Source organism: Pseudomonas sp. N40(2020) (genome assembly GCF_014472415.1).
GTDB lineage: Bacteria > Pseudomonadota > Gammaproteobacteria > Pseudomonadales > Pseudomonadaceae > Aquipseudomonas.
Map to the genome: position 1 here is coordinate 145,026 of NZ_JACSZV010000006.1, position 21,982 is coordinate 167,007.

Consider the following 21,982-nt stretch of genomic DNA (forward strand, 5'->3'; position numbering starts at 1 on the left):
CAATCACTCAACAAATAATTTAATAGTTTCAGGTAAATGCGAACTGACGGTATGCGTAAATCCCGAAGCATCCGTAACGCCATGTTCTTCACTGCCGTCACCGCGCTGAATCGTGTAGGGGTGATAGGGCACGGGCTCTCCCGTCGCCTCATTCACCACCTGCAATTTGTCGGTAAAATGCACCGGCATCGGCAACAACCCACTAAACGCCGCGCCTCCGCCGCTCTGGCCAATAATCACAGTCCCCGAACCGCCGACCACGACATTGCCGTGCCCGCCGGTGCTATCCAGCGTGGCGGCGTTCAGGCCGTTGATGAACACAGTGCCGGAGACAGCGCCAGTAATCGGACTGCCACATGCTGACTTGTCGGTCATGCGCGCAGCGGCGAGGCCGTCGAAGAAGACGTTCGGCGAGCCGGAGACGATCGGGTTGGTGCCATGGCCAGGCAGTGGGCAGGCGGTCGGGTCGGTGACGCGTGCGGCGGGTTTACCACTCAATTCAAAGCTCCTTGCTTCAGAGGTTCCGGGTGCGGCTGATGGATATCGATGTCGGTCGCGGCGAAGCGCCAGCGGTTGTCGACTGGGTCGAACAGAGCGTGGCAATGCTCACGGCTGTCGGGAGATATAGCGGTTTGCAGATGTCGCCAGGCTTCGTCGGTTTGCCAGAGCAAATCGGCGGAGGTGGCGTCGTCGAGTTCGTTGAGCCAAGCGTTGTAATTGTGCAGGTGAATCAGGTCGTAGGTTGATTGCAGCAACTCGGCCATTTGCGCGCCGAGGTCCAGATGATGTTCGGCAGTCCACCGGCCAATCTCGGAGTAGACGTACCACCCCATCGGCATCAGCGCGCCGTCCTTGAGCAACGAATGACCGGCCGGGGCGACGAAGCCGCAGCAAATGTGCAGCGTCAGCCAGCCTTGTTGGACGTCGATAAACACTGTGGGATCAAAGCTGCGCAGGGGGATCACGCGATAAGCATCGAGCCCTTCGCTGCGCGCCATCAACTCGGCGTCGAGCCGAGACACAAACGCACGGATGGCTTTGCCGCCCGTGCGACTGACGACGCAGAGGATGTCTACCGGTTGACGCTGGGGGTTGTCGCTGGAGCCCGAGTTTTTCACCAGGCCATACAAACGCATTGACGCCCGTAATCCGCTCATCGCCGGTCACTCATTGACGCAGCGAAGGCTCCACGGGCGTGGAGAAATTTTGCCAGAGGCATTGCAGGTGTCGTCCGTGAGCGCGCAAAAATGGCGCGTAGAATGCCGGACTAGAGGGCTGGCGACAATCGAATTAGCACTAGATCGCCATCATTGTTGTTCAGCCCTCGGCGAACTCGCGCAACACCTTGCCATCCATGCGATACCTCACCCATTCTTCCTGCGGCTGGGCACCGAGGGATTTGTAGAAGTCGATGGCCGGCGTGTTCCATTCCAGGACACTCCACTCGAAGCGTCCGCAGTCGTTGTCGCAGGCGATTTTTGCCAGATGGCGCAGCAGGGTTTTGCCGGCGCCGCCGCCACGTTGCTCGGGGGTAATGTAGAGGTCTTCGAGGTACAGGCAGTTGCTGCCGAGCCAGGTGGAGTAGCTGAAGAAGAACACGGCGAAACCAATGGGCAGGCCGTCGCGCAGGCAGATCAGGCCATGGGCGGTGGCGCCTTCGCCGAACAGGCTGCGCTCGATGTCGGTAACGCTGGCGATAACTTCGTGGCGGGCTTTTTCGAAATCTGCCAGTTCGGTGATGAACGCGAGGATTTGCGGAGCATCGCTGGGGGTCGCCGGGCGGATCTCGATCGTCATGGACGGGCCTTGTTGGAAAATGGAAAGCGCCATACTAAGGCGCCATTGCTTTTGTGGCGAGAGAGCTTGCTCCCTCGCCACAGACACCCACCTCAACTGAAAGAGTGTTTATGTCTGCCAGCGCTTTTACTCCACTGATGACTCTTGCGGAAGATCTGCTACCCCACGCGCTCGAACCCTCAGACGACGGTGCTCACGACCTCGCCCACCTGCAACGGGTTTGGCACAACGTGCGTACGTTGCAGGCCGAGGAAGGCGGGGATCTTGAAGTATTGCTGGCGGCTGTGCTGTTGCACGATTGCGTCGCCATTGAAAAGAACTCGCCGTTGCGCTCGCAAGCCTCGCGCCTGGCAGCGGAAAAAGCCTGGGCAGTGTTGACCGACCTGAAGTGGCCCGAAGACAAAATCAACACCGTCGCCCACGCCATCGAAGCCCACAGCTTTTCCGCCAACATCACGCCAATCACCCTCGAAGCAAAAATCGTCCAGGACGCCGACCGTCTCGATTCACTCGGTATGCTCGGCGTCGCCCGCACCTTCTACGTGGCCGGGCGCATGGGATCGGCTTTGTACGACCCACAGGATCCAGAGGCGAGACATCGCGATTACAACGACACACGGTTCTGCCTCGATCACTTCCAGACCAAACTGCTGCACCTCGCCGACGGGTTCCAGACCACCGCAGGCCAGCGTCTGGCGCAGATCCGTCATCAACGCCTGAAAGGCTTCATGGAGCAGTTCAAGGAAGAGATTGGTATCGCCTGAACGCATTACTCCGGCCCGCAACGATCCTGACTTCACCAAGCTCAGACCTAAGCTTGGCGTCGGGCGTGTTAGATAGATGACGCTCAATGCTCCGGTCAAGGAACCGCGTCAATGTCTCAAGCCACACCCAAGGTGTCGGGCAAGCTGTTCGGCCTGTTCTGCCTCGCCAGTTACTTGCTGTCACTGTCCTACGGTTCGACGTTTCTGCTGTCGTTGTTGATCGGCTCGCGCGGCGGCAATGAACACGACGCCGGCAGCGTGATTTCTGCGGCGATGTTCAGTACGTTTGCGGCAGTGCTGGTGTCCGGGCACCTGTCGGATCTGCTCGGCGCGGCGCGTTCGATTGCGTTGTTCGGTCTGCTGCTGGTGGCGGCCAGCCTGGGCTTTGCGATGACGCCGGGGTTCGGTCATCTGTTGCTGTTTTTCGGTTTGTTGCTGGGGTTGGGCTGGGGGGTGTTTTACACCTTGGGGCCGATCATTGTCGCCAGTCTGGTGACCCCGGCGCAGCGGGCGAAATATTTTGCCTTGCTGTCGGGGAGCATGATGACCGGAATCGGCAGCGGCCCGTTGCTCGGAAGGGTGGCCAATGCGCTGGGCTTGCCGGTGACGTCGGCGTTCTATCTGGCGGCACTGGCGAGCCTGATCGGCGTGTTGTTGTTCTGGCGGCTCGGTGCTCGCTTGCAAAGCCCCCAAACCATGTCCTCCGCCAGAATCACTTGGCGAGCGACCACTCAAGTACTCGGTTCCCGCGCGCTGTTTCCGATCATCATGGTCGGTCTCGGCGGTTGCGTGTTCGGTGGCCTGTCGAGCTTTCAGACCACTTATGCCGCTACCCGCTCGCTGGATTATTCGCTGTTCTTTCTCGGCTTCATGAGCGCGGCAATCAGCAGCCGGATGCTGATCGCCGGCTTCGTGGTCAAGCGTGATCCACTGCGTGCGTCGTGTCTGCTGTCAGGGCTGATGCTCGGTTCGATTGTGCTGTTTGCGTTCGGCGTACACAGCGGTTTCGCTTATCTGCTGGCGGCGGTGATGCTGGGTGTCGGTTACGGACTTACTTATTCGGTGATCAACGGACTGGCCGCCAACGAAGCACCGAATGGCACGACTTCGCAGGCGTTGCTGCTGTTCAGTCTTTCCTATTTTGTTGGCGTTTTTGGCTTTCCATTATTGGCCGGGAAAATCATCGTTGAACACGGCATGGCGACGCTGCTACTCACGGTGTTGGCGGTCGCGCTGCTGAACTGGTTGATCACCCTCGGCCGATTACTCTGGCGCCGGATCAATGTCAAAACCGCACAGGCGATGTAGACCGTTCGTCGATCATCAGGCACCAATCCAAAACCAGGGCAGACCAACACAAGGTAAGGATTCCAATCACTGGAGAAGCCCTATGATTCCGTCAAGGTTGACCGCTCTTGTCTTCACCGCCCTGCTCTGCCCCGCAGCCTTCGCTGCAACTGCGGCAGGTACCGGCCCTACAGATCCGACCCCTCCGCGAGCCCCCGCCATCAACAGTGCCCCCGGCATGAATACCGATGGCTCGGGTGTTCCGTTGATCAACCAGCCCCCAGCCACCGGCACCGATCCTCGCACGCAAGGCAGTGATCCCGGTCGCCAGGGCGGCATGAACACCCCAGATTCCCCTGCAACGCCAGACAACGCCGGCCCCGGCGTCGGCTCGAAAACCACCACCGGTGGCTCGGGTTCCGAAGGGTCCGGTCAGCAGTAGTTCGCCGACGCGAGCGTCCTATTCACATCCATGAAGAGGTAACCATGAACGTCGATAAAAACCTGGAAAAAGAAGTCCTCACCCGCCTGCTGCACGCTCACCCGAGTGGACTGGGCAAGGAGGTGCTGGACAATTACCGGGGCGAGAAAGTCGTGGCCAGCGCCCTCGCCGCTTTGCAGGAACGAGGACTGATTCACCATGGTCATGTGACCTGCAACGAGGCCGGCGAACATTCTTTGCACCTGCCGATCAAGCTCAGTGCCGCCGGCGTTGAAGCGGCGCGCAAACTCGATAGCTGACACCGTCTGACCCTGTAGGAGCTGCCGCAGGCTGCTCCTACAGGGTCCTGTGATTGGCAAAGATGCAATGTGGGAGCTACCTAGCGATAGCTATGGATCAGTCACCGCAGGATTCGCGGATTAACGCATCAACCTCAGCACTCCCCGGCGAAGTAGCCGGCCCCCACCGCGTCACCGCCAGTGCCGCCGCCGCATTCGCCCGCCGCGCCGCTTCATGGGCTGACAGCCCCTGCGCCAACCCCGCGACAAATACTCCCGCATGGGCATCTCCGGCACCATTGCTGTCCACCGCTTTCACGGCAAAACCCGGCACATGCCGACGCTCGCCACGCTGGTGAATCCAGCAACCCTGCGGCCCGTCGCGCACCACCATCAGCACATCCTTTGGCAGATGCTCGGCCAGACGATCCAGCGCCACGCCAATGTCTTCAGCCCCGGTAAACCGCAACGCCTCGACACTGTTGCTGGTCCACACATCGATGCGCGGCAGCAATGCCTGCATCAACGGTGAATCCGGCGACTCCACCAGCGGCCCCGGATCGAACACCACGTTGATCGTGGCCGGCAACGCCAGCGTCCAGTCGAGCAACGGCTGAGCCTTGCCTTCATGCAACAGGCTGTAACCGCTGACGTAGACATAATCCCCGGCTTCGGCGGGGACGCAGTTCAAATCATCAACGGTCACCTCACCTTCAGCGCCGATGTAGGAAATGAAACTGCGCTCGGCCGACGCATCGGTCAACGCCACACACAAACCAGTGTCGCGTTGTGCCGCCGTGCTGATGCCGATATGAATGCCTTCAGCGTTCATCGCCTGGCGCGCCAGATCACCGAAACGCCCCGTGCCATGGCGACCGAGATAAACCACCGGCAGGCCATTACGCACTGCCGCCGCCATTACGTTGAAGCCGCCGCCGGCCTCGAAACCGGCGGACTGCGCCAGCACGTCGCCGCCGATCTGTGGCAGTTTATCCACGGCCATGACCAGGTCGATGATGACCTGGCCGGTGTGCAACATCTTAGGCATGAGCATTCTCGGTTTGCGCGGCACGGCGATCTTTCGCCCCGCCCAGTACAAAGTAAATGCCACCGGCGACCACGAACGTCACGATCCAGCCGAGGCCGTTGTGGCCCAGCCACGAGTCGGACAGGAAGCCTTTGAACCAGACATTTTCTGCGGTGGTGCCGATGGTGGTGAAGCTGAAACCGAGCACGATAGCAATCGCCCACGCGCCGAACGCGCGCCACTCGACGCCGCCGCGATACCAGTAAGCGCTGCTCGGGCTGACATCGAGCAGGTCTTTCGGGCTGTAGTAGTGACGGTGAATCAAGTCGACCACGAAGATCCCGACCCACGCCGTGATTGGCACCGCCAGCAGGGAAATGAAGGTGATGAACGGGCCGTAAAAGCTGTCGGCGATCAACATGAAGTAGATCGAACCGGCGAAGATCGCGACGATGTCGACCACCACCGCGTAGACGCGTTTGACCTTCAGGCCCAGGGTCAGCGTGGTCAAACCGGCGGAGTACACCGAGAGGTTATTCGACAGCAGCAGACCGCCAAACGCGGTGATCAGGTATGGCACGGCCATCCAGGTCGGCAGCATGTCGCGGATCGCCACGATCGGGTCAGTCGCCGACGCGAGGTCGTTGTTGCCCACCGAGAGCAGGCCGCCGAGGGTGATCAGCAGCACCAGCGGAATGCCGGCGCCGAACGCCGCCGAGGCCACCAGACGCGCGGCTTTGACACTGCGATGTTGATAGCGCGACATGTCGGCGCCCGCGTTGGCCCAGCCGATACCGGTGCCGGCGGCCATGGTGCCGATGCCGATGATCATTGCGCTCATCGGCGCAGGTGTAGCGTTGAACACCGCGCTCCAGTCGATGGTCGCACAGAGGAAGCCGCCGACCAGAATGTTCAACGCGCCGAACACGTAGGTCGCCCACTTCTGGATTACCAGCAACGTGGCATGGCCGAGGCCAGAGACTGACAGGGTCAGCAGGACGAAAATCGCGATGAAGATCAGCGTCAGCACCGGCGCACTTTTCGCTTCAACCGGCGAGCCGAACAGGATCGAGCACAGCGACAACAAGACGAACGCGGCGGTGGTGGTGTTGACGGTTTCCCAACCCAGCCGCGACATCAGCGAGACCAGAGTCGGGCCGATATTACCGCGCACACCAAAGATCGCTCGAGACAGGGTCAGGCTCGGCGCGCGGCCACGACGGCCTGCGATGGAGATGATCCCGACCACTGCAAACGAACCGGCAGCACCGATGATCGCGACGATGATTGCCTGCCAGATCGCCAGGCCGCGAAACGCGACCAGCGTGGCACCCAGCGGCAGGCCAAGAATGGAAATGTTAGCCGCGAACCAGACCCAGAACAGTTGCAGCGGATGCCCGTTGCACTCGGCTTCCGGGACCGGCTCGATGCCGCGGGTTTCCAGTTGCCCGGCGCTTTGCCCGGCGTTTGATGAACTCATGAAAGTGCTCCTGTTGCCTTTTTTGTGTTTATGGGCAATTCAATAACCTGCACATCCCCTGTAGGAGCTGCCGCAGGCTGCGATCTTTTGACCTTGATTTTGTGGCGGGCTGAAGACTGTTGAAGATCAAAAGATCGCAGCCTCCGGCAGCTCCTACACAGGGGGTGCTCAGCGCAGAGTAAGGAGTCCTTGCACCAGCGGTTCCAGCTCAAGACCATTGACGGTTTTCACCGTCTCGATCATCGGCGCAGGCCAACTCTCAAGACCCAGGCAGGCCCCAAGCATTGCCCCGAGTATCGCGGCGATGGTGTCAGTGTCTCCGCCAAGACTGGCAGCCATGCACAACGCCTCAAACGCGCTCATCTCACCGACGGCCACTTGCTGCGCCAGCGCGAACGACACCACCACCGACTCCTGCGACGCCACCGAAGTGCCGATCACGTCGTAGAGCAGATCCGCCAGCAACGCTTTATCGCTGTCGACGCTGATGGTGCGTGCCCAACTGATGCGCGACGCGATGCGCCCACCGGCCACCCAGTGCCCGTGCGACTCCGCTTGCTGAGCAATCTGCTGACCGAGGTTCAACGCCTCACCCAGATCCATGCCATTAATGCCGGCGGAAACCACTGCCGCCACCGCCGCCGCACTGGAAATCCCCAGCGTGGTGTTGTGGGTCACCTGACATGCCTGCACCACCGCCGCGATAAAGCGCTCGGGGTCGGCAACGTCCGCCGCAATCCCCACCGGGGTGATACGCATCGCCGCGCCGTTGGTGGTGCCGTAGCGTCCGGCCTCTTCCGGTGAATGGCCGGCGAGGATCATTTCAATAGCGCGTTTGGTCGACGGGCCAAGCAAATCCTGCGAGCCCTTGGCCTGCATCTCGGCTTCCCATTCGATCAGCCGTTGCGCAAGGATCGCCGGCTCGATCCGGCCCTTGCCTTCGATCAACAATTCGCCAACCAGAATCGCCTGTTCGGTGTCGTCGGTGATCGAGCCTCTGGGCATGTTGGCGGCGATCGGTTGCAGCGGGCCAGCATCCTGCAGATCGGTGATCTGGCCGAAGCGGGCCTTGATCGTTTCGCGGTTCAGCGATTGCGTCGGCATGCCCAGCGCATCACCGAGGGCCAGGCCATAGAAAGCGCCAAGGGCACGGTTAAGCGTGGTCATTTTGATTCTCCAAATTGCAGGTGCATGCGGAAATGCACCGGGTCGAGCAGGCTTTCGACCTGTTCCATGAAACGGTTCTGCCGGTCGTAAGTGGTACGCAGTGCCTTGAGGAATACGGTGCCGACGGGACGGCCGAGCAGCTCGGCGTCTTCGGCATTCAACGGTTCGGCGCCGATCCACTGATCGCCACGCTCGCCGATGTAGCCGTAGGCGGCCAAGGTGATGGTCAGGGAATTATCGATCAGACCGACTCGCGGCAGGCTTTCCAGGCCGCCGGTGGCCGGCATCAAAGAACGTTCGAGGGACACCAGCGTGCCGTCGTTGGAACGGCGACGTCGGTCGAGGGTGATGAATTGGTCGGTGCCGAAACGCGACAGCAAGTCAGTCCGAGTCACGGCTTCCAGGCGCAACACTTCGGTATTGACCAGCGCCCCGCTGTCGGCCAGCGCCTGCGCCCAGCCGCTGCGCTGGTCGAGCACAACACCGTCAAACGTGACGATGGAGCCGACCCCGCTTTGCGTGGCGATGTATTTGCGCCGCTTCAATTCGGCCAGCGCTTCGCGCAAGGTGCCACGGCTGACCTTGAATTCTTGAGCCAACTGATGCTCGCCGGGCAACAGAAAACCGTCCTCCATGAGGCCGCTTTCGATGCGCCGGACGAGTTCGTCGACCACCCGTTGTTTCTTGTCAAATCGTACCTGTCTAATCATGTACAAATTGATAACCGAAACGGGGTTGTGTGGGCAAGAGATATTTTTTGGGAGTGATCACCCTCACCCTAGCCCTCTCCCGGAGGGAGAGGGGACTGATTGGGGGATGCTTCAGAGATACGCCGACCTGAGCGTGCTTTAACGAATCCACAATCGACTGGATTCTTCAGGTCAATGTAGAGCGCAAGACACCTCGGTCGGCCCCCTCTCCCTCCGGGAGAGGGCTGGGGTGAGGGGCTTTTGGTCTCAGCGCTGTTTCAGACGGTCAATAACCACAGCCAACAACAAAATCGACCCACGAATCACATACTGATAAAACGTATCGATATTCTTCAGGTTCATCGCATTCTCGATGATCGCCAGAATCAACACCCCGGCAATCACATGCCGAATCATGCCGATCCCGCCGCTCAGCGACACCCCGCCCAACACGCAAGCCGAGATCACCGTCAGCTCAAAACCTTGGCCGATCATCGGCTGCCCGGAAGTCATGCGCGATGCCAGAATCACACCGGCCAACGCACCGATCACGCCATGCACGGCGAAGATGATGATTTTGGTCCGATCAACGTTCACACCCGCCAGCAACGCCGCTTCCTGGTTGCCACCGATGGCCATGGTGTTGCGCCCGTAGGTGGTGTAGTTCAGCAGCCAGCCGAAAAACAGGAAGCAGACGATGGTGATCAGGATCGGCACCGGCACGCCGAACAACTGGCCATTGCCGAAGACGAAGAACGATTCCTGCGACACGCCTACCGCTTTGCCGTTGGCAAAAATGTAGGCCAGACCACGGACAATCTGCATGGTCGCCAACGTGGTGATCAACGCATTGACCCGCAACTTGGCAATCACGATGCCGTTGATCAGCCCGACAATCAGGCCCATCACCAAAGCTGCACTGACGCCAAGGAACACGCTGTTTGTATCACGCATGACCACCGCCGCGACCACGCCGGCGCAGGCAATCACCGAGCCTACCGACAAGTCGAAGTGCCCGGACGCCAGGCAATACAGCATGGTGCACGCGGCAATCCCGGTGGTGGAAATCGCCAGGCCGAGGCCACGCATGTTCAGCGGCGAGAGAAAGTTGTCGATCAGCAGCGTGCAGGCCACGAAGATGCCGACGGCTGCCAACAGCATGACCCAGTCATCGAGGAAGCGCCGCATATCCAAAGGTTTGCGCTCGGTCGGCAGGGTTTCTTTCTGGGTTGTCATCATAGTCACCTCTCAGTTCGCCACGCCATCAGCGCGGTGGCGTGGCAAAGCCAGTTGCAGCAGGTTGGATTCATTGGCCTGGTCACGGCTGACTTCGCCGCGCAGGGCGCCTTCGCACAGCACCAGGATGCGGTCGGAAATGCCCATCACTTCCATCAGGTCGCTGGACACCACGATCACCGAAATGCCGTCAGCGGCCAGGTTATGGATGATCTGGTAGATCTCGGCTTTGGCACCGATGTCGATGCCACGGGTCGGTTCGTCGAGCAGCAGGACTTTCATTGGCATCGACAACCAGCGGCCGAGAATGGCCTTCTGCTGATTGCCACCGGAAAGGAATTTGATCTGCTGGCCGGCGTGGGGCGTTTTCACTTTCAGCGCCTTGATCTGCTTCTCGGCGTTGGTCTTTTCCCAGAGTCCGCGCAACAGGCAACCGAGACCGGAGTGCGCGCCACGGGCGCTGATGTTGATGTTCTCGGCGACGCTGGCCAGCGGAATGATCCCTTCCTTTTTACGATCCTCCGGGCACAGCAGAATCCCGGCAGCAATCGCATCGCGGGGTGAACGTAACTTCAGCTCGTGGCCACGCAGTTCGAGGCGTCCGGCGGTATTGCGTTCCAGGCCACTGAGCAAACGAAACAACTCGGTGCGCCCTGCCCCGACCAGGCCGAACAGCCCGAGAATCTCGCCTTTGTGCGCCTCGAAACTGATCGGCTCGCGCAGACCCGGCCCGAGCAAGCCGTCGACTTTCAGCGCCACCGCGCCGCGCGGGCGATTGCGATAATCGTAGATGTCCTGAATGTCGCGTCCGACCATGCAGGTCACCAGTTGATCGTGGGTCAACTGGCTCATGTCCTCGAAAGTACGCACGTAGCGACCGTCCTTGAACACGGTCACCGCATCGCAAATGCGGAACACTTCTTCCATGCGATGCGAGACGTAGAGCACGACTTTACCCTCGTCACGCAAGCGCCCGATGATCGCCATCAAGCGGTCGATTTCTCGGGCCGAGAGGCTGCTGGTCGGCTCGTCGAAGGCGATGACATGGGCGCCGCGCGACAGGGCCTTGGCGATTTCCACCAATTGCCGCTGGCCAAGTGACAAGCGTCCGACCTTGGTCTGCGGATCGATTTCGTCGGCCAGGCCTTTGAGGCAGTTCAGGGCTTGCTGACGTAAAACGCCGCGATTGATCAGGCCGAAACTGGCGGGTAAGTGACCGAGAAACAGGTTCTCTGCCACGGTCATTTCGGGCACCAGATGCAGTTCCTGGTGAATCACCGCCACGCCGCTGCCGATGCTGTCGGCAGTCGATTTAAACGCCATCGTCTGCTCGCCGATCTGCAACTCGCCGCTGCTGGGGATGTAAGCGCCACCGAGGATTTTCAGCAGGGTCGACTTTCCGGCGCCGTTCTCGCCCATCAAGGCGTGGACTTGGCCGGGATGGGCGACGAAGCTGATGCCGTCCAACGCTTTCACGCCGGGAAAGGTTTTACCGATCCCGTTGAAGCGCAGGCTGCCGCCAGCGTTGTGTTGTGTTGTTTGTACTTGCGCGTGCATTTAAGCCACCTCATCGCCGTGTTCAGAACGGCCTGATCAAACGGCCCGGTTGCCCGGGCCGGCGTTGCCGTCAGTTCCACAAGCCGATTTTTTCCAGCTCTTGCTTGAAGTTCTCGCGGGTGATCAGGGTGACGTCGTCCATGGCGGTGTACTTCGGTGGCTCTTTGCCGGTGGTGACCCACTCGTACATCATCTCGGCGGTCTTGTAGCCTTCGATGTGCGGGCTCGGCAGCATCGAACCGTAGAAGCCGCTGTTGGGCTTTTTCAGTTCGCCGATGGCGTCGGTGCCGTTGATGCCGATACCGATCACGTTGGCCGCAGCGAAACCGGCCGCTTCAGTGGCGCGTACGCCGCCGAGCACGGTGTTGTCGTTCATGCCGCCGATGATCAGGTTCTTCGCCGCACTCGGCAGTTTCACCAGCGCCGAGTTGGTCGCGTCCATGCTGCCCGGCACGTCGAGGGTTTTCAGGGCGGCGAAGAGGATGTGGTCTTTCGGCATGCCGGCCTCTTCCAGGGCTTTGACCGAGCCGTCGGTGCGCTTCTTGCCGGTGTCGAGTTCGTTGTAGGTATTGACCACCGCGTAGGTGTCTTTCCAGTCCCAATTGCGTTTCTTCGCTTCGGCGGCCATCGCGGCGCCCTGCTTCTGACCTACTTCGAACGCGGCCATGCCGAGGTACGGCACGTCTTCCATGAACTTGCCGTTGGCGTCGACGAAACGATCGTCGACGGCAATCACTTTGAGGTCATTGAGTTTGGCTTTAGCCATGATGGCCGGGCCGAGGGAAACGTCCGGAGGGCAAATCACAAAGCCCTTGGCGCCGTTGGCGGCCAGGCTATCGATGGCCGACAAAGTCTTCTCGCCATCCGGCACGGCGATCTTGATCAGTTCAAAACCCTTGTCCTTGGCGGCTTTCTCGGCGAAGGCCCATTCGGTCTGGAACCACGGTTCTTCGGCCTGTTTGACCAGAAAGCCGATTTTCACGGTATCGGCAGCGAGCAGCGCACTGCTCAGGCTGAATGCGCTGACCGCCAGCGCGGTAGTGCACAGGGTACGAATCCCGAAACGACGTTTCATAAGCTGACTCCTTGTTATTTTTTTTGAGCAATATTTGAAAAGCGTTAATGCGTTTGAAGCGTGTTACTGCAAAGCCTGTCGAAAATAGTCATATCGTATGATGATTGGATTTCAAGCGGACTTATCCGCGTGAAACCCGTTCGCTCAGTCGTGGTACATCACCGAGCGACCACCATCAATGGTGATGCATGAAGCGTTGATAAAAGGTGCTTCGTCACTGGCCAGAAACACTGCCGTCATCGCCACTTCCAGCGGCTGGCCAATGCGTTTCGGCGGATGCAGATCGAAGGCGCGCTGACGCTCGGCGTGCGGGTCGGCGAAACCGTTCCAGTAATCAACGTTGAGTTGGGTTTCGATGTAGCCGGGCGCGATGGCGTTGACGCGAATGCCCTTGGCCGCGTATTCGATGCCCAGCGCACGGGTCAGACCGAGCAAGCCGTGCTTGGCCACCGGGTACGGGAAGCAACCGGGAATGATGTGTGAAGAATGGGTCGAGGCGATGTTGATGATGCTGCCAACGCCCTGCTCGATCATCTGCGGCAATACCGCTTTGCAACCGTACCAGGCGCCGTCCAGATCAATGGCGAAACAGCGATGCCAGTCTTCTTCGCTCATCTGCAGCGGATCACGGAACACGTTGACGCCTGCGCAGTTGACCAACACGTCGATGCGCCCATGCCGTTCGACGGCGAGTCTGGCCATGGCGTGGAGATCCTTCTGGCGCGACACATCTGCCTTGAGCGCCTGCACGTCCGCGCCCTGCTCGCGCCAGTGGGCGGCAACCTTCTCGACCTTCTCGACTTGAATATCGCTGATCAGCAGTTTCGCTTGCTGCGAGGCGAAGGCCGCGACGATGGCTTCACCGATGCCTTGGGCAGCGCCGGTCAGCAGCACGACTTTGTTTTTCAGGCGCTCACCCTTGGGCGGTGCGGGCACCGGCGGCAGGGAAAGAGGTTCAGCCATGAATCAGGACTCCTGTTCGCAAGCGCAAAAAAACCGGGCATCTGACGATGTCCGGTCTGGAAAGCGTTTGAAACAAACCAGGCAGGCGCCGATGACAGCATTGAGCTGTTGCGAGACGCCGACTCCGTTGAGGAGTGCGATAGAAATTCGCTGCATCACTTCACCTGTTTTGTTCTTTTTAAGTGTGAGTGCGTGTTACTGCTGGAGCCGACTATAAACCCGACCAGCAAATAATCTCAATATATAATTTTACATCCCATATTTTGGGATTTAGCCCGCAAAACGCGTACAGAGCTTTCCTGCGACATCGACCCGCAATGACAGCACGGCGCCGTCCAATGGATGGTTGAGTGGGCTGTGGGCGCTGGTGATGTACAGGGTTTTCAGATCTTCGCCGCCGAATACGCAACTGGTCGGCCGACTGACCGGCAATTCAATCTTGCGATCGATTTTGCCTTCAGGCGTCAAGCGCAGCAGACAACTGCCGTCCCAACGCGCGTTCCACACATAGCCTTCACTATCCATCGCCGAACCGTCCGGACCGCCCTGTTGATCGGGGCCGTACCAGATGTAAGCGGTGTCGAGATTGCCGTCGGTGTGAACGAAATAGCGATAAAGCGTGCTGTCGAGGCTGTCACCGAACAGCAGCGTGCTGCCGTCGTCGCTCCACAGCAGCGTGTTGGGAATCCCCAAACCGCGCAGCAGCGGCGTGACGCGTTTGTCCGGATCAATACGGAACAGTCCACCCGAGCGGCGGATGATCGGCAGGTCTTCGCCCTGCTCGCCGATGTTGTTTTGCATGGTGCTGAGCCATAACCGGCCCAGGGCATCACAGCGAGCTTCGTTGGCGCGGTTGCCGGGTTGCGGATCAGCAACGCAGAACAGGGTCAGGCGCGGGTCGAGTCCCGGAGAATCGAGATCGAGGCGATAGACGCCACTGCTCAGAGTCACCAGCGCATCACCGCTGGCACAAGGAATGAACGCCGACACATGCTCGGGCATTTGCCAGATCTGCACGTTCTGGCCGACCAGGCGCAGGGCTTGCTTGCCAGCAATATCGACCCAGTACAGCGCCTGCGTCGGTGCGTCCCAGAACGGGCCTTCGCCGAGTTTGGCGCGGTGTTGGGTCAGTGCGGTCCAGGTCATGGCGATCCTTCTTTGTTGTTTTTAGTGTGTGGGTATTTAGCCGGCTTTTTTGTCAGCCATGACTTTGGGGTAAAAGCGTTTGATCGCCAGGTCCGCATTGTCGATCAGCGTCATGCAGGCCCATACGCCCCGCGCGGAATCGCGAGCGGCGATGGCGTCGGCCATGTCTTTGTGGATCGGCAAGGTGCGACGCAGTTCATCGGGGTCGGCGGCGGAGACTTCGAACGACACCGCAAGCAAGGCGCCTAGGGCCGGGACCATTTGTTCGATGAACTGATTGTGGCTGGCAGCGAGAATGCATTCGTGGAACGTCTGGTCGGCGCGGTTGTAATCCTTGCTGCTGTCGACCGCCCGCTCCAGCGCGTTATAGGCCAGTTGCACCGCCTCGATCTGTTCGAGGGTCGCTCGCTCGCAAGCCCAGCGCACGGCCATGGGTTCGATGGTGCGGCGCAAATCAAGCAGGTCATCAACGAAGTTTTCCGGCAGGCCGTTGCGCGACAGCCAACCGACGACTTGCGGATCGAACAGATTCCAGCGCCGCACCGGCAAGACGCGAGTACCGACTTTCGGCCCGACTTCAAGCATGCCTTTGGCGACGAGGGTTTTGATGGCTTCGCGGATGACCGTGCGGCTAACCCCGAGCTGTTCGCCCAGATCGGCCTCGACCTTGATGGTCTGCCCAGGTTTCACCTGACCAGCGGCGATCCAACTGCCGAGCCAGTCGACCGTTGACGCATGAAAGCTGCTGGACATGAACACCTCAAAGCGGATCGCGATGGATGCCTACGCTAATCATCATACGATTGAGTGTCAACGACAAAAAAGATCGCAGCCTTCGGCAGCTCCTACAGGAGATTGCATTCCAAATGTAGGAGCTGCCGAAGGCTGCGATCTTTTAGGGCTCCAAGCCGATGCGGAAGAACTCGCCGCTGCTCCAAACCCCCAGCCAGCGCTGGCCATCGATTTCGCGACTGACCGCCAACTCCACCAATTGGTAGAACACATTGCGGTGGATCAGCGCTTCGAGGTTGGTGCGCACGTGCACGTATGGCGCAGGCTCTTGCGTGGCGGGATCAATCTCGACGCGGATCGGATGCTCGGGCCCCGCCTCGGCGGTTTCGTCGACGTTGGTGGTAAAACGCAACACCTGCGCCTCGCCCTCGCCTTCAACCTCCACGGCAATCGCTACAAACGGCGCGTCGTCGACTTTGATCCCGACCTTTTCGACCGGGGTAATCAGGAAATAATCATCGCCGTCGCGGCGAATGATCGTGGAGAACAACTTGACCATCGGCTTGCGCCCGATCGGCGTGCCCAGGTAATACCAGGTGCCGTCTCGGGCGATGCGCATGTCGATGTCGCCGCAGAAGTCCGGATTCCACAAGTGCACCGGCGGCAGGCCTTTGGTTTTGGGGATCTGTCCCAACAGGTCATTGGCTTTTTGCGGGCCACTCATGGCGTACTCCTTGGCTTATTGGTCGCCGACCCCCAACAGGCTGCGTGCATATTGAGCAAGCGGAGGGCCGATCAGGTCTTCGGGTTTGTTGTCGTGGAACGTCAGTAAACCGCCACGACTCTTGATACGTGCAGTATCAATCAAATACTGGGTGCTGGTCTCGATCAACATGATCTGAATCACGCCGCCATCGATGCCCAGGCGATCCACGTACTCCTGATCGAGCCATTCATCGGAGTTACCAATGCGGTCGTCGGCCTTGGCGAAACGCGTGTACAGCAGGTAATGAGCACCCGCATCGCGGGCTTCACCCATTGCCTGATCAAGGCCTTCGGGCGCGCGCGCGCGACGGACCATCGGGAAATACTCGACAAAACCCTTGAAGGCTTCCTCTGCCACCACGTTCGGTCGCGGATACGAACCACCCGGTGGTGCAAAGGCGCCCTGCGCGATGTAGATGAACGAGTCCGGCTGAATGCGGAAGTTGTTCACGCGGCGGCTGTCGCTGTGATCCAGCAGCCCCGCGTCGCTCATGTGGTAGCGAGTGCCTTCGGCCATATCGCTGACATTCATGCAGCCGCCAAGCGCCAAAACGGCCAGCAGCAAAACCAGGCTACGCATCCTCATCCTCCAGAAGCCGGTGACGGAAAACCGGCGAATGGCCGTTGAATGCAGCTTTTGCGCCAGCTCGTGGGTATGGCGAATGCGGTTCTTCAGCCGCCGATGATTTTCATGACCGTCGCGCCGCCAGAGAACGCCACTTCCTGCTTGTCACCCAAGGCTTTGACCAGCAGCCTTTGCAGCGCCGGCAGCGCTTGATGACGTGGTTTGTCCAGCAGATCGCCGACGTAATGGCGATTGCTCGACGACAGGCAACCGTGCAACCAACCGGTCGACGACAAGCGCAACCGCGAGCACGTCCGGCAAAACGGCACGCTTTCGTTGGCAATCACGCCGAAGTTACCCAACCCGGGAATAGAGTAACGCACGGCCGTGGCGTCCACGGGCGCATCGGTTTGCGCGTACTCATAACGCTCGCCAATCAGCTCCAGCAACTGTTGCAGACTGACAAACTGTTGCAGGAAGGCATTGGAGTCTTTGGCCAGGTGGCCCATGCGCATCAGCTCGATGAAACGCAGTTCAAATCCACGCTCAAGACAGTAATCAAGCAGCGGCATCACCTGATCGAGATTCTGCCCGCGCAACGGCACCATGTTGACCTTGATCTTCATCCCCGCCGTTGCGGCCTGATCCATGCCGTTGAGCACTGTGGCCAGGTCGCCACCACGGGCAATACTGCGAAACGCACTGGCGTCGAGAGTATCGAGGGAAACATTGATCCGGCGCAGACCGGCGTCTACCAGCAGCGGGAGCTTTTTGGCGAGCAGCTGACCATTGGTGGTCAGACTGATGTCGTCCAGCCCCATCTTACCGACGGCGGTCATGAACGATTCGAGTTTGGGGCTGACCAGCGGCTCGCCACCGGTAATACGCAGGCGCTCGATGCCTGCGGCTTCGATCAGATAGGCCACGCCGCGTGCCATGGCTTCGGCCGACAGTTCATCCTGCGCAGCGACCAGCCGCTTGCCGTTGGGCACGCAGTAGGTACAGGCGTAATTGCAGGCTGAGGTCAGACTGATCCGCAAATTGCGAAAACGCCTGCCTTGACGGTCAACGATCATGATCACTCCGGCGATTGAAAATCGAGCCACTAAAACTTGACTCACAAATCAAGTTTTAGCAAGCCCTATGCCTGAGTATATTCCTGCGGTACTGCGCCATGTAGCGAAATCATGGCGCAATAAGGGAAGTGAATGGCTCAGCTGCTCGGCGTTTCCGGGTCGCGCTTGCGCTTGTTGCCCATGCGCACACCGATATCCATCAGGAACTGGAAGAAACCTTCCTGATCTTCCAGCACATTGCTCCAGAACGGCGAGTGATACAGCGCCACTGCGCCGTGCACCAACGCCCAGGAAGCGCAATAGTGGAAATACGGCGGCACATCTTCCAGCTTGCCTTCGCTGATGCGGCCCTTGATCAGCAAGGTGAGGCGTTCGAAATTCGAGGCACGGATCTTGTGCAGCTCCTCGACCATCTCCGGCACCTGATTGCCCTTGACCACCTTTTCTTCGAGGCGATCAAACAGGCGATAACGCTGAGGGTCACGCATGCGGAATTCGAAGTAGGCGCGGGACAGCGCTTCCTTGTCCTTGTCGACATCGGCGGAATGCAGCAGCTCGTTCAAATCGCGCTCGTAATCGAGCATCAGGCGCAAATAGATCTCGGCCTTGGACTTGAAGTGCTTGTAAATCGTGCCTTTGCCGATACCCACGGCATCAGCAATCATCTCGACGGTGACACTGTCTTCACCTTGGTCGAGGAACAGCTTGAGCGCGGTATCGAGAATTTCTTGCTCGCGGCGACGAAACTCACGGACCTTACGAGGTTCTTTGTGCATAAGAAAAGGTCTGAAGGGTCAAAATTCGAAGCCGCGTATTATGCCTAACTTGCGCAAAAATGCACGGATCATCCGACCATATCTGTGTTTCTTGTTCGTTTTGGGAACGTTTGGGGTGCAATGAGAACTCAACTGAAGCGAACGTATTCCAAATTTGTTTAAAAACCCCGACCGGCTAACTGGACTGCACGCCAGACTGATCAATACTTGAACTGTCGGGCGGCATCTCCCCCAAGTGCCGCGCCGATAAAGGTACCAAAGGACCGCGTGCCTTTGTTTTACTCCTAATGGTCTTAACCCGGATTCACCCCCCAGAACCCGGGTTTTTTTTGCCTGCGATTCAGCCTTTTACATGGGCCAACGGGAACAACCGCTTGAAGTTCTCGGTGGTCTGCTCGGCGAAACGCTCATAGTTTTCGCCGCGCAGCATCGCCAGAAACTCGGCCACTTCGCGCACATACTGCGGCAGGTTCGGTTTGCCGCGATACGGGATTGGCGCCAGATACGGCGAATCGGTCTCCACCAGCAGGCGATCCGCAGGGACTTTGCTTGCCACATCGCGCAAGGCGTCGGCATTGCGGAACGTGACAATGCCCGACAGCGAAATGTAATAACCCATGTCCAGCGCTGCTTTGGCCATGTCCCAGTCTTCGGTAAAGCAATGCAGTACGCCGGCCTGGGGCAACGCTGCTTCACGTAGCAGCTCAAGGGTATCGGCGCGGGCGCCACGGGTATGGATGATCACCGGCTTGCCGGTCTGCTGCGCCGCTTGCAGGTGCAGGCGGAACGACGCCTGTTGCAGATCGGCGGCTTCCGGCTCGTAGTGATAGTCCAGACCGGTTTCGCCGATCGCCACCACTTTCGGGTGATTGAGTTCGTGCAGCAACCAACCCAGCGCTGGCGCCGCGCCGGGCTGCACATCCAACGGATGCACCCCGACCGAACAGTCGACGTCTTCGTATCGGTCGGCCAGGGCTTTGACGTCAGCGGCGTTGTCGGCGCTGACGCCGATGCACAGAAAGTGCCCTACCCCGCGTTCGCGGGCTGCATCGAGTGCAGCATCCAGCGAGCCGTCATGGGCGGCGAGGTCGAGGCGATCAAGGTGACAATGGGAATCTACGAGCATAAAAGAGACTGCAACTTACATCGTATGAGTGGGACGGTCGGACTTGAGGGCTCCGGCCAGATGGGTTTCGATGCGACTGCGCGCGGTGTTGTCGCCATCGTTGAACTGCACGCCGACCCCCGCTGCGCGGTTGCCTTGCGCACCTTTGGGGGTAATCCAGGCGACTTTACCGGCCACCGGAATCTTCTCCGCCTCGTCCATCAGGTTCAGCAACATGAACACCTCATCGCCCAACTTGTAGCTCTTGTTGGTCGGGATGAACAGACCACCGTTCTTGATGAACGGCATGTAGGCCGCGTAAAGCACTGACTTGTCCTTGATGGTCAGGGACAAAATGCCGTTGCGCGGCCCCGGGCTGACGGGTTCATTCATGTTGACCTCCACTGCTGATGTTCAGAGTCTAGGTACACATTCTTATCTTTGGCCAGGCAATCCTGCCCATTGCACCAACAACGCTTCCAGCAGCAACGCCGGATTAAGGTTGGCCTTGCTCATGACTTTCTGCCGTTGAGCGAGAATCCAGTCCTGAATATCGAGCACTTTACCCTGCGCACTTTTCTGCGCGAGGTACTGCACCACTTTGCGCATGTCGGTCAGACCGAGCCCGGCTTCATCCTGAGTCAGTTGATAACGCAGGATCAAGCTCGACCAGTCGCAGAACCAGTCGAACAGACGCAGCATCGGAATGCTTTTCCACTCTTCGGCCAGTTGCGTCGGCGATTGCTGCTGCTTGAGCAGTTTCTTCACCCCTTCAACTACCTGCGCACGCTGTTCGCGAACGCCTTGGGACTGAAGACTGACCGCCGCCAGTGGCGAACCGGCCGCCAACGTCAACAGCTCAACACGCTCCTCTGCCGAACATTCCGGCAGCGCCTGCGCCAGCCATTGCAGGCTCATGGCCTCGCCCGGCAGCGGACAGGCCTGCTGCACGCACCGGCTCTTGATCGTCGGCAACAAACGGCTCGGCTGGTGACTGACCAGCAACAGCACGGTATCGCCGGAAGGCTCTTCAAGACTTTTGAGCAAGGCGTTGGCCGCGTTGATGTTCATCGACTCCACCGGCTCGATCAGCACCACCTTGCGCCCGCCCAGTTGCGCGGTCTGCACCACGAAACTGACCAGATCGCGCACCTGATCGACCTTGATTGCCTTGTCGGCTTCTTCCGGCTCGAGGATGTAATTGTCCGGGTGGCTCCCGGCCCTGAGCAACAGACAGGATTTGCATTCGCCGCACGCTTCGGGCGTGGGCCGCTGGCACAGCAGACTGGCCATCAACCGCTCCGCCAATGCCCGTTTGCCGATCCCGGCCGGGCCATGCATCAGATAGGCATGTGCGTGCTGCTTACGTCCGGCCAGTTGCTGCCAGAGGCTGTCTTGCCATGGGTAGGCCTCAGCCACGGGCCAGCTCCAGCAAGTTCGGGAGCAACGTATCCAGCGATTGCTGAACCTTGACCAATGGCTGACCGGCGTCGATCCGCACATAGCGCGCAGGATCGGCTTCAGCCCGCTTCAGGAATGCGCTACGCACCGCTTCAAAAAATGCCCGGCCTTCCAGCTCGAAACGATCGAGACGACCACGAGCGCTGGCGCGAGCCAGACCGATTTCTACCGGCAGGTCGAAAATCAGGGTCAGGTCCGGACGCAGATCACCTTGCACAAAGGTTTCCAGCGCGGCGATCCGCTCCAGCGACAAACCGCGGCCGCCGCCCTGATAGGCGTAAGTCGAATCAGTGAAACGATCGCACAACACCACCGCACCGCGTGCCAGTGCCGGGCGGATCACTTCAGCCAGATGCTGAGCGCGCGCGGCGAATACCAGCAACAGCTCAGTGTCCGGGTTCATGACTTCGTCGGCCGGGGCCAGCAGCACGTCGCGAATCCGCTCGGCCAACGGTGTTCCGCCGGGCTCGCGGGTCAGCACCACTTCGATACCGGCGGCGCGCAGGCGCTCGGCGAGGTATTCGCGGTTGGTGCTTTTACCGGCGCCTTCCGGCCCTTCCAGGGTAATAAACAAGCCAGTCACAGGCAGTCCTT

General features: G+C 59.7%; 25 protein-coding genes. 4 read left to right on the plus strand and 21 right to left on the minus strand.

Going from position 1 to position 21,982, the window contains the following annotated elements; translation table 11 throughout:
• Positions 1-3: 3 nt before the first annotated feature.
• The 3 genes from IAI51_RS06765 to IAI51_RS06775 form a co-directional block, all read right to left on the minus strand.
• Positions 4-498 carry a PAAR domain-containing protein gene (locus tag IAI51_RS06765; RefSeq protein WP_187677771.1) on the minus strand — a complete coding sequence of 165 codons (495 nt, stop codon included), beginning with the start codon at positions 496-498 and terminating at the stop codon, positions 4-6.
• On the minus strand, positions 495-1,157 hold the full coding sequence (locus IAI51_RS06770; RefSeq protein WP_187677772.1) for a hypothetical protein: 663 nt from the start codon (positions 1,155-1,157) through the stop codon (positions 495-497). The genes IAI51_RS06765 and IAI51_RS06770 overlap by 4 nt, the downstream gene beginning before the upstream one ends.
• A 160-nt stretch (positions 1,158-1,317) precedes the next feature.
• Positions 1,318-1,797, minus strand: a complete 480-nt coding sequence (locus IAI51_RS06775) for a GNAT family N-acetyltransferase (RefSeq protein ID WP_064588662.1) — start codon at positions 1,795-1,797, stop codon at positions 1,318-1,320.
• A gap of 110 nt (positions 1,798-1,907) precedes the next feature.
• Here IAI51_RS06775 and IAI51_RS06780 point away from each other — a divergent pair, with 110 nt between their 5' ends.
• The 4 genes from IAI51_RS06780 (at position 1,908) to IAI51_RS06795 (ending at position 4,589) form a co-directional block, all read left to right on the plus strand.
• Positions 1,908-2,561: an HD domain-containing protein gene (locus IAI51_RS06780; RefSeq protein ID WP_187677773.1), complete on the plus strand. Its 654-nt coding sequence runs from the start codon at positions 1,908-1,910 to the stop codon at positions 2,559-2,561.
• Between the two features lie 111 nt (positions 2,562-2,672).
• Entirely contained in the window at positions 2,673-3,869 is a 1,197-nt protein-coding gene (locus IAI51_RS06785) for an MFS transporter (RefSeq protein WP_187677774.1), read from the plus strand.
• 82 nt (positions 3,870-3,951) lie between these two features.
• Positions 3,952-4,290, plus strand: coding sequence for a hypothetical protein (locus IAI51_RS06790; protein WP_187677775.1), 339 nt, complete (start codon positions 3,952-3,954; stop codon positions 4,288-4,290).
• A 44-nt stretch (positions 4,291-4,334) separates the two neighbouring features.
• Positions 4,335-4,589, plus strand: a complete 255-nt coding sequence (locus tag IAI51_RS06795) for a hypothetical protein (RefSeq protein ID WP_123453211.1) — start codon at positions 4,335-4,337, stop codon at positions 4,587-4,589.
• Between the two features lie 97 nt (positions 4,590-4,686).
• Here IAI51_RS06795 and IAI51_RS06800 read toward each other — a convergent pair whose 3' ends face one another.
• The 18 genes from IAI51_RS06800 to tmk form a co-directional block, all read right to left on the minus strand.
• Complete coding sequence (locus IAI51_RS06800; protein WP_187677776.1) at positions 4,687-5,616, minus strand: PfkB family carbohydrate kinase; 930 nt, start codon at positions 5,614-5,616, stop codon at positions 4,687-4,689.
• On the minus strand, positions 5,609-7,075 hold the full coding sequence (locus tag IAI51_RS06805) for a purine-cytosine permease family protein (RefSeq protein WP_187677777.1): 1,467 nt from the start codon (positions 7,073-7,075) through the stop codon (positions 5,609-5,611). Before IAI51_RS06805 ends, IAI51_RS06800 begins: the two co-directional genes overlap by 8 nt.
• Before the next feature lie 168 nt (positions 7,076-7,243).
• Entirely contained in the window at positions 7,244-8,242 is a 999-nt protein-coding gene (locus IAI51_RS06810) for an ADP-ribosylglycohydrolase family protein (protein WP_187677778.1), read from the minus strand.
• Entirely contained in the window at positions 8,239-8,952 is a 714-nt protein-coding gene (locus tag IAI51_RS06815) for a GntR family transcriptional regulator (RefSeq protein WP_187677779.1), read from the minus strand. The genes IAI51_RS06810 and IAI51_RS06815 overlap by 4 nt, the downstream gene beginning before the upstream one ends.
• Positions 8,953-9,198: 246 nt before the next feature.
• The gene (araH, locus tag IAI51_RS06820; RefSeq protein ID WP_103306713.1) at positions 9,199-10,167 is read right to left on the minus strand and encodes an L-arabinose ABC transporter permease AraH; all 969 of its coding nucleotides are present in this window, start codon (positions 10,165-10,167) and stop codon (positions 9,199-9,201) included.
• Positions 10,168-10,179: 12 nt separating this feature from the next.
• Complete coding sequence (araG, locus tag IAI51_RS06825; protein WP_187677780.1) at positions 10,180-11,724, minus strand: L-arabinose ABC transporter ATP-binding protein AraG; 1,545 nt, start codon at positions 11,722-11,724, stop codon at positions 10,180-10,182.
• Positions 11,725-11,794: 70 nt separating this feature from the next.
• A complete protein-coding gene (locus tag IAI51_RS06830) occupies positions 11,795-12,799 on the minus strand; it encodes a substrate-binding domain-containing protein (RefSeq protein ID WP_187677781.1) in 1,005 nt (334 codons plus the stop codon).
• Positions 12,800-12,943: 144 nt separating this feature from the next.
• Positions 12,944-13,762, minus strand: a complete 819-nt coding sequence (locus IAI51_RS06835) for an SDR family oxidoreductase (protein ID WP_187677782.1) — start codon at positions 13,760-13,762, stop codon at positions 12,944-12,946.
• 270 nt (positions 13,763-14,032) lie between these two features.
• The gene (locus tag IAI51_RS06840; protein ID WP_187677783.1) at positions 14,033-14,908 is read right to left on the minus strand and encodes an SMP-30/gluconolactonase/LRE family protein; all 876 of its coding nucleotides are present in this window, start codon (positions 14,906-14,908) and stop codon (positions 14,033-14,035) included.
• Between the two features lie 36 nt (positions 14,909-14,944).
• Positions 14,945-15,661: a FadR/GntR family transcriptional regulator gene (locus tag IAI51_RS06845; protein WP_187677784.1), complete on the minus strand. Its 717-nt coding sequence runs from the start codon at positions 15,659-15,661 to the stop codon at positions 14,945-14,947.
• A gap of 142 nt (positions 15,662-15,803) precedes the next feature.
• On the minus strand, positions 15,804-16,364 hold the full coding sequence (locus IAI51_RS06850) for a DUF1285 domain-containing protein (protein WP_187677785.1): 561 nt from the start codon (positions 16,362-16,364) through the stop codon (positions 15,804-15,806).
• Positions 16,365-16,379: 15 nt separating this feature from the next.
• Positions 16,380-16,985 (minus strand): DUF4823 domain-containing protein, encoded by a 606-nt coding sequence (locus tag IAI51_RS06855; RefSeq protein WP_187677786.1) that lies wholly within the window; start codon positions 16,983-16,985, stop codon positions 16,380-16,382.
• A gap of 92 nt (positions 16,986-17,077) precedes the next feature.
• Entirely contained in the window at positions 17,078-18,046 is a 969-nt protein-coding gene (locus IAI51_RS06860; protein WP_187677787.1) for a GTP 3',8-cyclase MoaA, read from the minus strand.
• A gap of 137 nt (positions 18,047-18,183) precedes the next feature.
• Complete coding sequence (locus IAI51_RS06865; protein WP_007908276.1) at positions 18,184-18,822, minus strand: TetR/AcrR family transcriptional regulator; 639 nt, start codon at positions 18,820-18,822, stop codon at positions 18,184-18,186.
• Positions 18,823-19,162: 340 nt separating this feature from the next.
• On the minus strand, positions 19,163-19,948 hold the full coding sequence (locus IAI51_RS06870) for a TatD family hydrolase (protein ID WP_187677788.1): 786 nt from the start codon (positions 19,946-19,948) through the stop codon (positions 19,163-19,165).
• 15 nt (positions 19,949-19,963) lie between these two features.
• On the minus strand, positions 19,964-20,320 hold the full coding sequence (locus tag IAI51_RS06875; protein WP_007950801.1) for a PilZ domain-containing protein: 357 nt from the start codon (positions 20,318-20,320) through the stop codon (positions 19,964-19,966).
• Positions 20,321-20,362: 42 nt separating this feature from the next.
• The gene (locus tag IAI51_RS06880; RefSeq protein WP_187677789.1) at positions 20,363-21,346 is read right to left on the minus strand and encodes a DNA polymerase III subunit delta'; all 984 of its coding nucleotides are present in this window, start codon (positions 21,344-21,346) and stop codon (positions 20,363-20,365) included.
• Positions 21,339-21,971 (minus strand): dTMP kinase, encoded by a 633-nt coding sequence (gene tmk, locus IAI51_RS06885; protein ID WP_187677790.1) that lies wholly within the window; start codon positions 21,969-21,971, stop codon positions 21,339-21,341. The genes IAI51_RS06880 and tmk overlap by 8 nt, the downstream gene beginning before the upstream one ends.
• Positions 21,972-21,982: the final 11 nt, after the last annotated feature.

Excerpts from the sequence above, each read along its gene's own strand:
- IAI51_RS06810 (WP_187677778.1), bottom strand. The coding sequence starts at position 8,242 with ATGACCACGCTTAACCGTGCCCTTGGCGCTTTCTATGGCCTGGCCCTC.
- IAI51_RS06865 (WP_007908276.1), bottom strand. The coding sequence starts at position 18,822 with ATGCACAAAGAACCTCGTAAGGTCCGTGAGTTTCGTCGCCGCGAGCAA.
- IAI51_RS06840 (WP_187677783.1), bottom strand. The coding sequence starts at position 14,908 with ATGACCTGGACCGCACTGACCCAACACCGCGCCAAACTCGGCGAAGGC.
- IAI51_RS06815 (WP_187677779.1), bottom strand. The coding sequence starts at position 8,952 with ATGATTAGACAGGTACGATTTGACAAGAAACAACGGGTGGTCGACGAA.
- IAI51_RS06855 (WP_187677786.1), bottom strand. The coding sequence starts at position 16,985 with ATGCGTAGCCTGGTTTTGCTGCTGGCCGTTTTGGCGCTTGGCGGCTGC.
- IAI51_RS06845 (WP_187677784.1), bottom strand. The coding sequence starts at position 15,661 with ATGTCCAGCAGCTTTCATGCGTCAACGGTCGACTGGCTCGGCAGTTGG.
- IAI51_RS06830 (WP_187677781.1), bottom strand. The coding sequence starts at position 12,799 with ATGAAACGTCGTTTCGGGATTCGTACCCTGTGCACTACCGCGCTGGCG.
- IAI51_RS06790 (WP_187677775.1), top strand. The coding sequence starts at position 3,952 with ATGATTCCGTCAAGGTTGACCGCTCTTGTCTTCACCGCCCTGCTCTGC.
- IAI51_RS06775 (WP_064588662.1), bottom strand. The coding sequence starts at position 1,797 with ATGACGATCGAGATCCGCCCGGCGACCCCCAGCGATGCTCCGCAAATC.
- IAI51_RS06875 (WP_007950801.1), bottom strand. The coding sequence starts at position 20,320 with ATGAATGAACCCGTCAGCCCGGGGCCGCGCAACGGCATTTTGTCCCTG.
- araG (WP_187677780.1), bottom strand. The coding sequence starts at position 11,724 with ATGCACGCGCAAGTACAAACAACACAACACAACGCTGGCGGCAGCCTG.
- araH (WP_103306713.1), bottom strand. The coding sequence starts at position 10,167 with ATGACAACCCAGAAAGAAACCCTGCCGACCGAGCGCAAACCTTTGGAT.
- IAI51_RS06795 (WP_123453211.1), top strand. The coding sequence starts at position 4,335 with ATGAACGTCGATAAAAACCTGGAAAAAGAAGTCCTCACCCGCCTGCTG.
- IAI51_RS06805 (WP_187677777.1), bottom strand. The coding sequence starts at position 7,075 with ATGAGTTCATCAAACGCCGGGCAAAGCGCCGGGCAACTGGAAACCCGC.
- IAI51_RS06850 (WP_187677785.1), bottom strand. The coding sequence starts at position 16,364 with ATGAGTGGCCCGCAAAAAGCCAATGACCTGTTGGGACAGATCCCCAAA.
- IAI51_RS06785 (WP_187677774.1), top strand. The coding sequence starts at position 2,673 with ATGTCTCAAGCCACACCCAAGGTGTCGGGCAAGCTGTTCGGCCTGTTC.
- IAI51_RS06800 (WP_187677776.1), bottom strand. The coding sequence starts at position 5,616 with ATGCCTAAGATGTTGCACACCGGCCAGGTCATCATCGACCTGGTCATG.
- IAI51_RS06860 (WP_187677787.1), bottom strand. The coding sequence starts at position 18,046 with ATGATCGTTGACCGTCAAGGCAGGCGTTTTCGCAATTTGCGGATCAGT.
- IAI51_RS06780 (WP_187677773.1), top strand. The coding sequence starts at position 1,908 with ATGTCTGCCAGCGCTTTTACTCCACTGATGACTCTTGCGGAAGATCTG.
- IAI51_RS06870 (WP_187677788.1), bottom strand. The coding sequence starts at position 19,948 with ATGCTCGTAGATTCCCATTGTCACCTTGATCGCCTCGACCTCGCCGCC.
- IAI51_RS06770 (WP_187677772.1), bottom strand. The coding sequence starts at position 1,157 with ATGAGCGGATTACGGGCGTCAATGCGTTTGTATGGCCTGGTGAAAAAC.
- IAI51_RS06835 (WP_187677782.1), bottom strand. The coding sequence starts at position 13,762 with ATGGCTGAACCTCTTTCCCTGCCGCCGGTGCCCGCACCGCCCAAGGGT.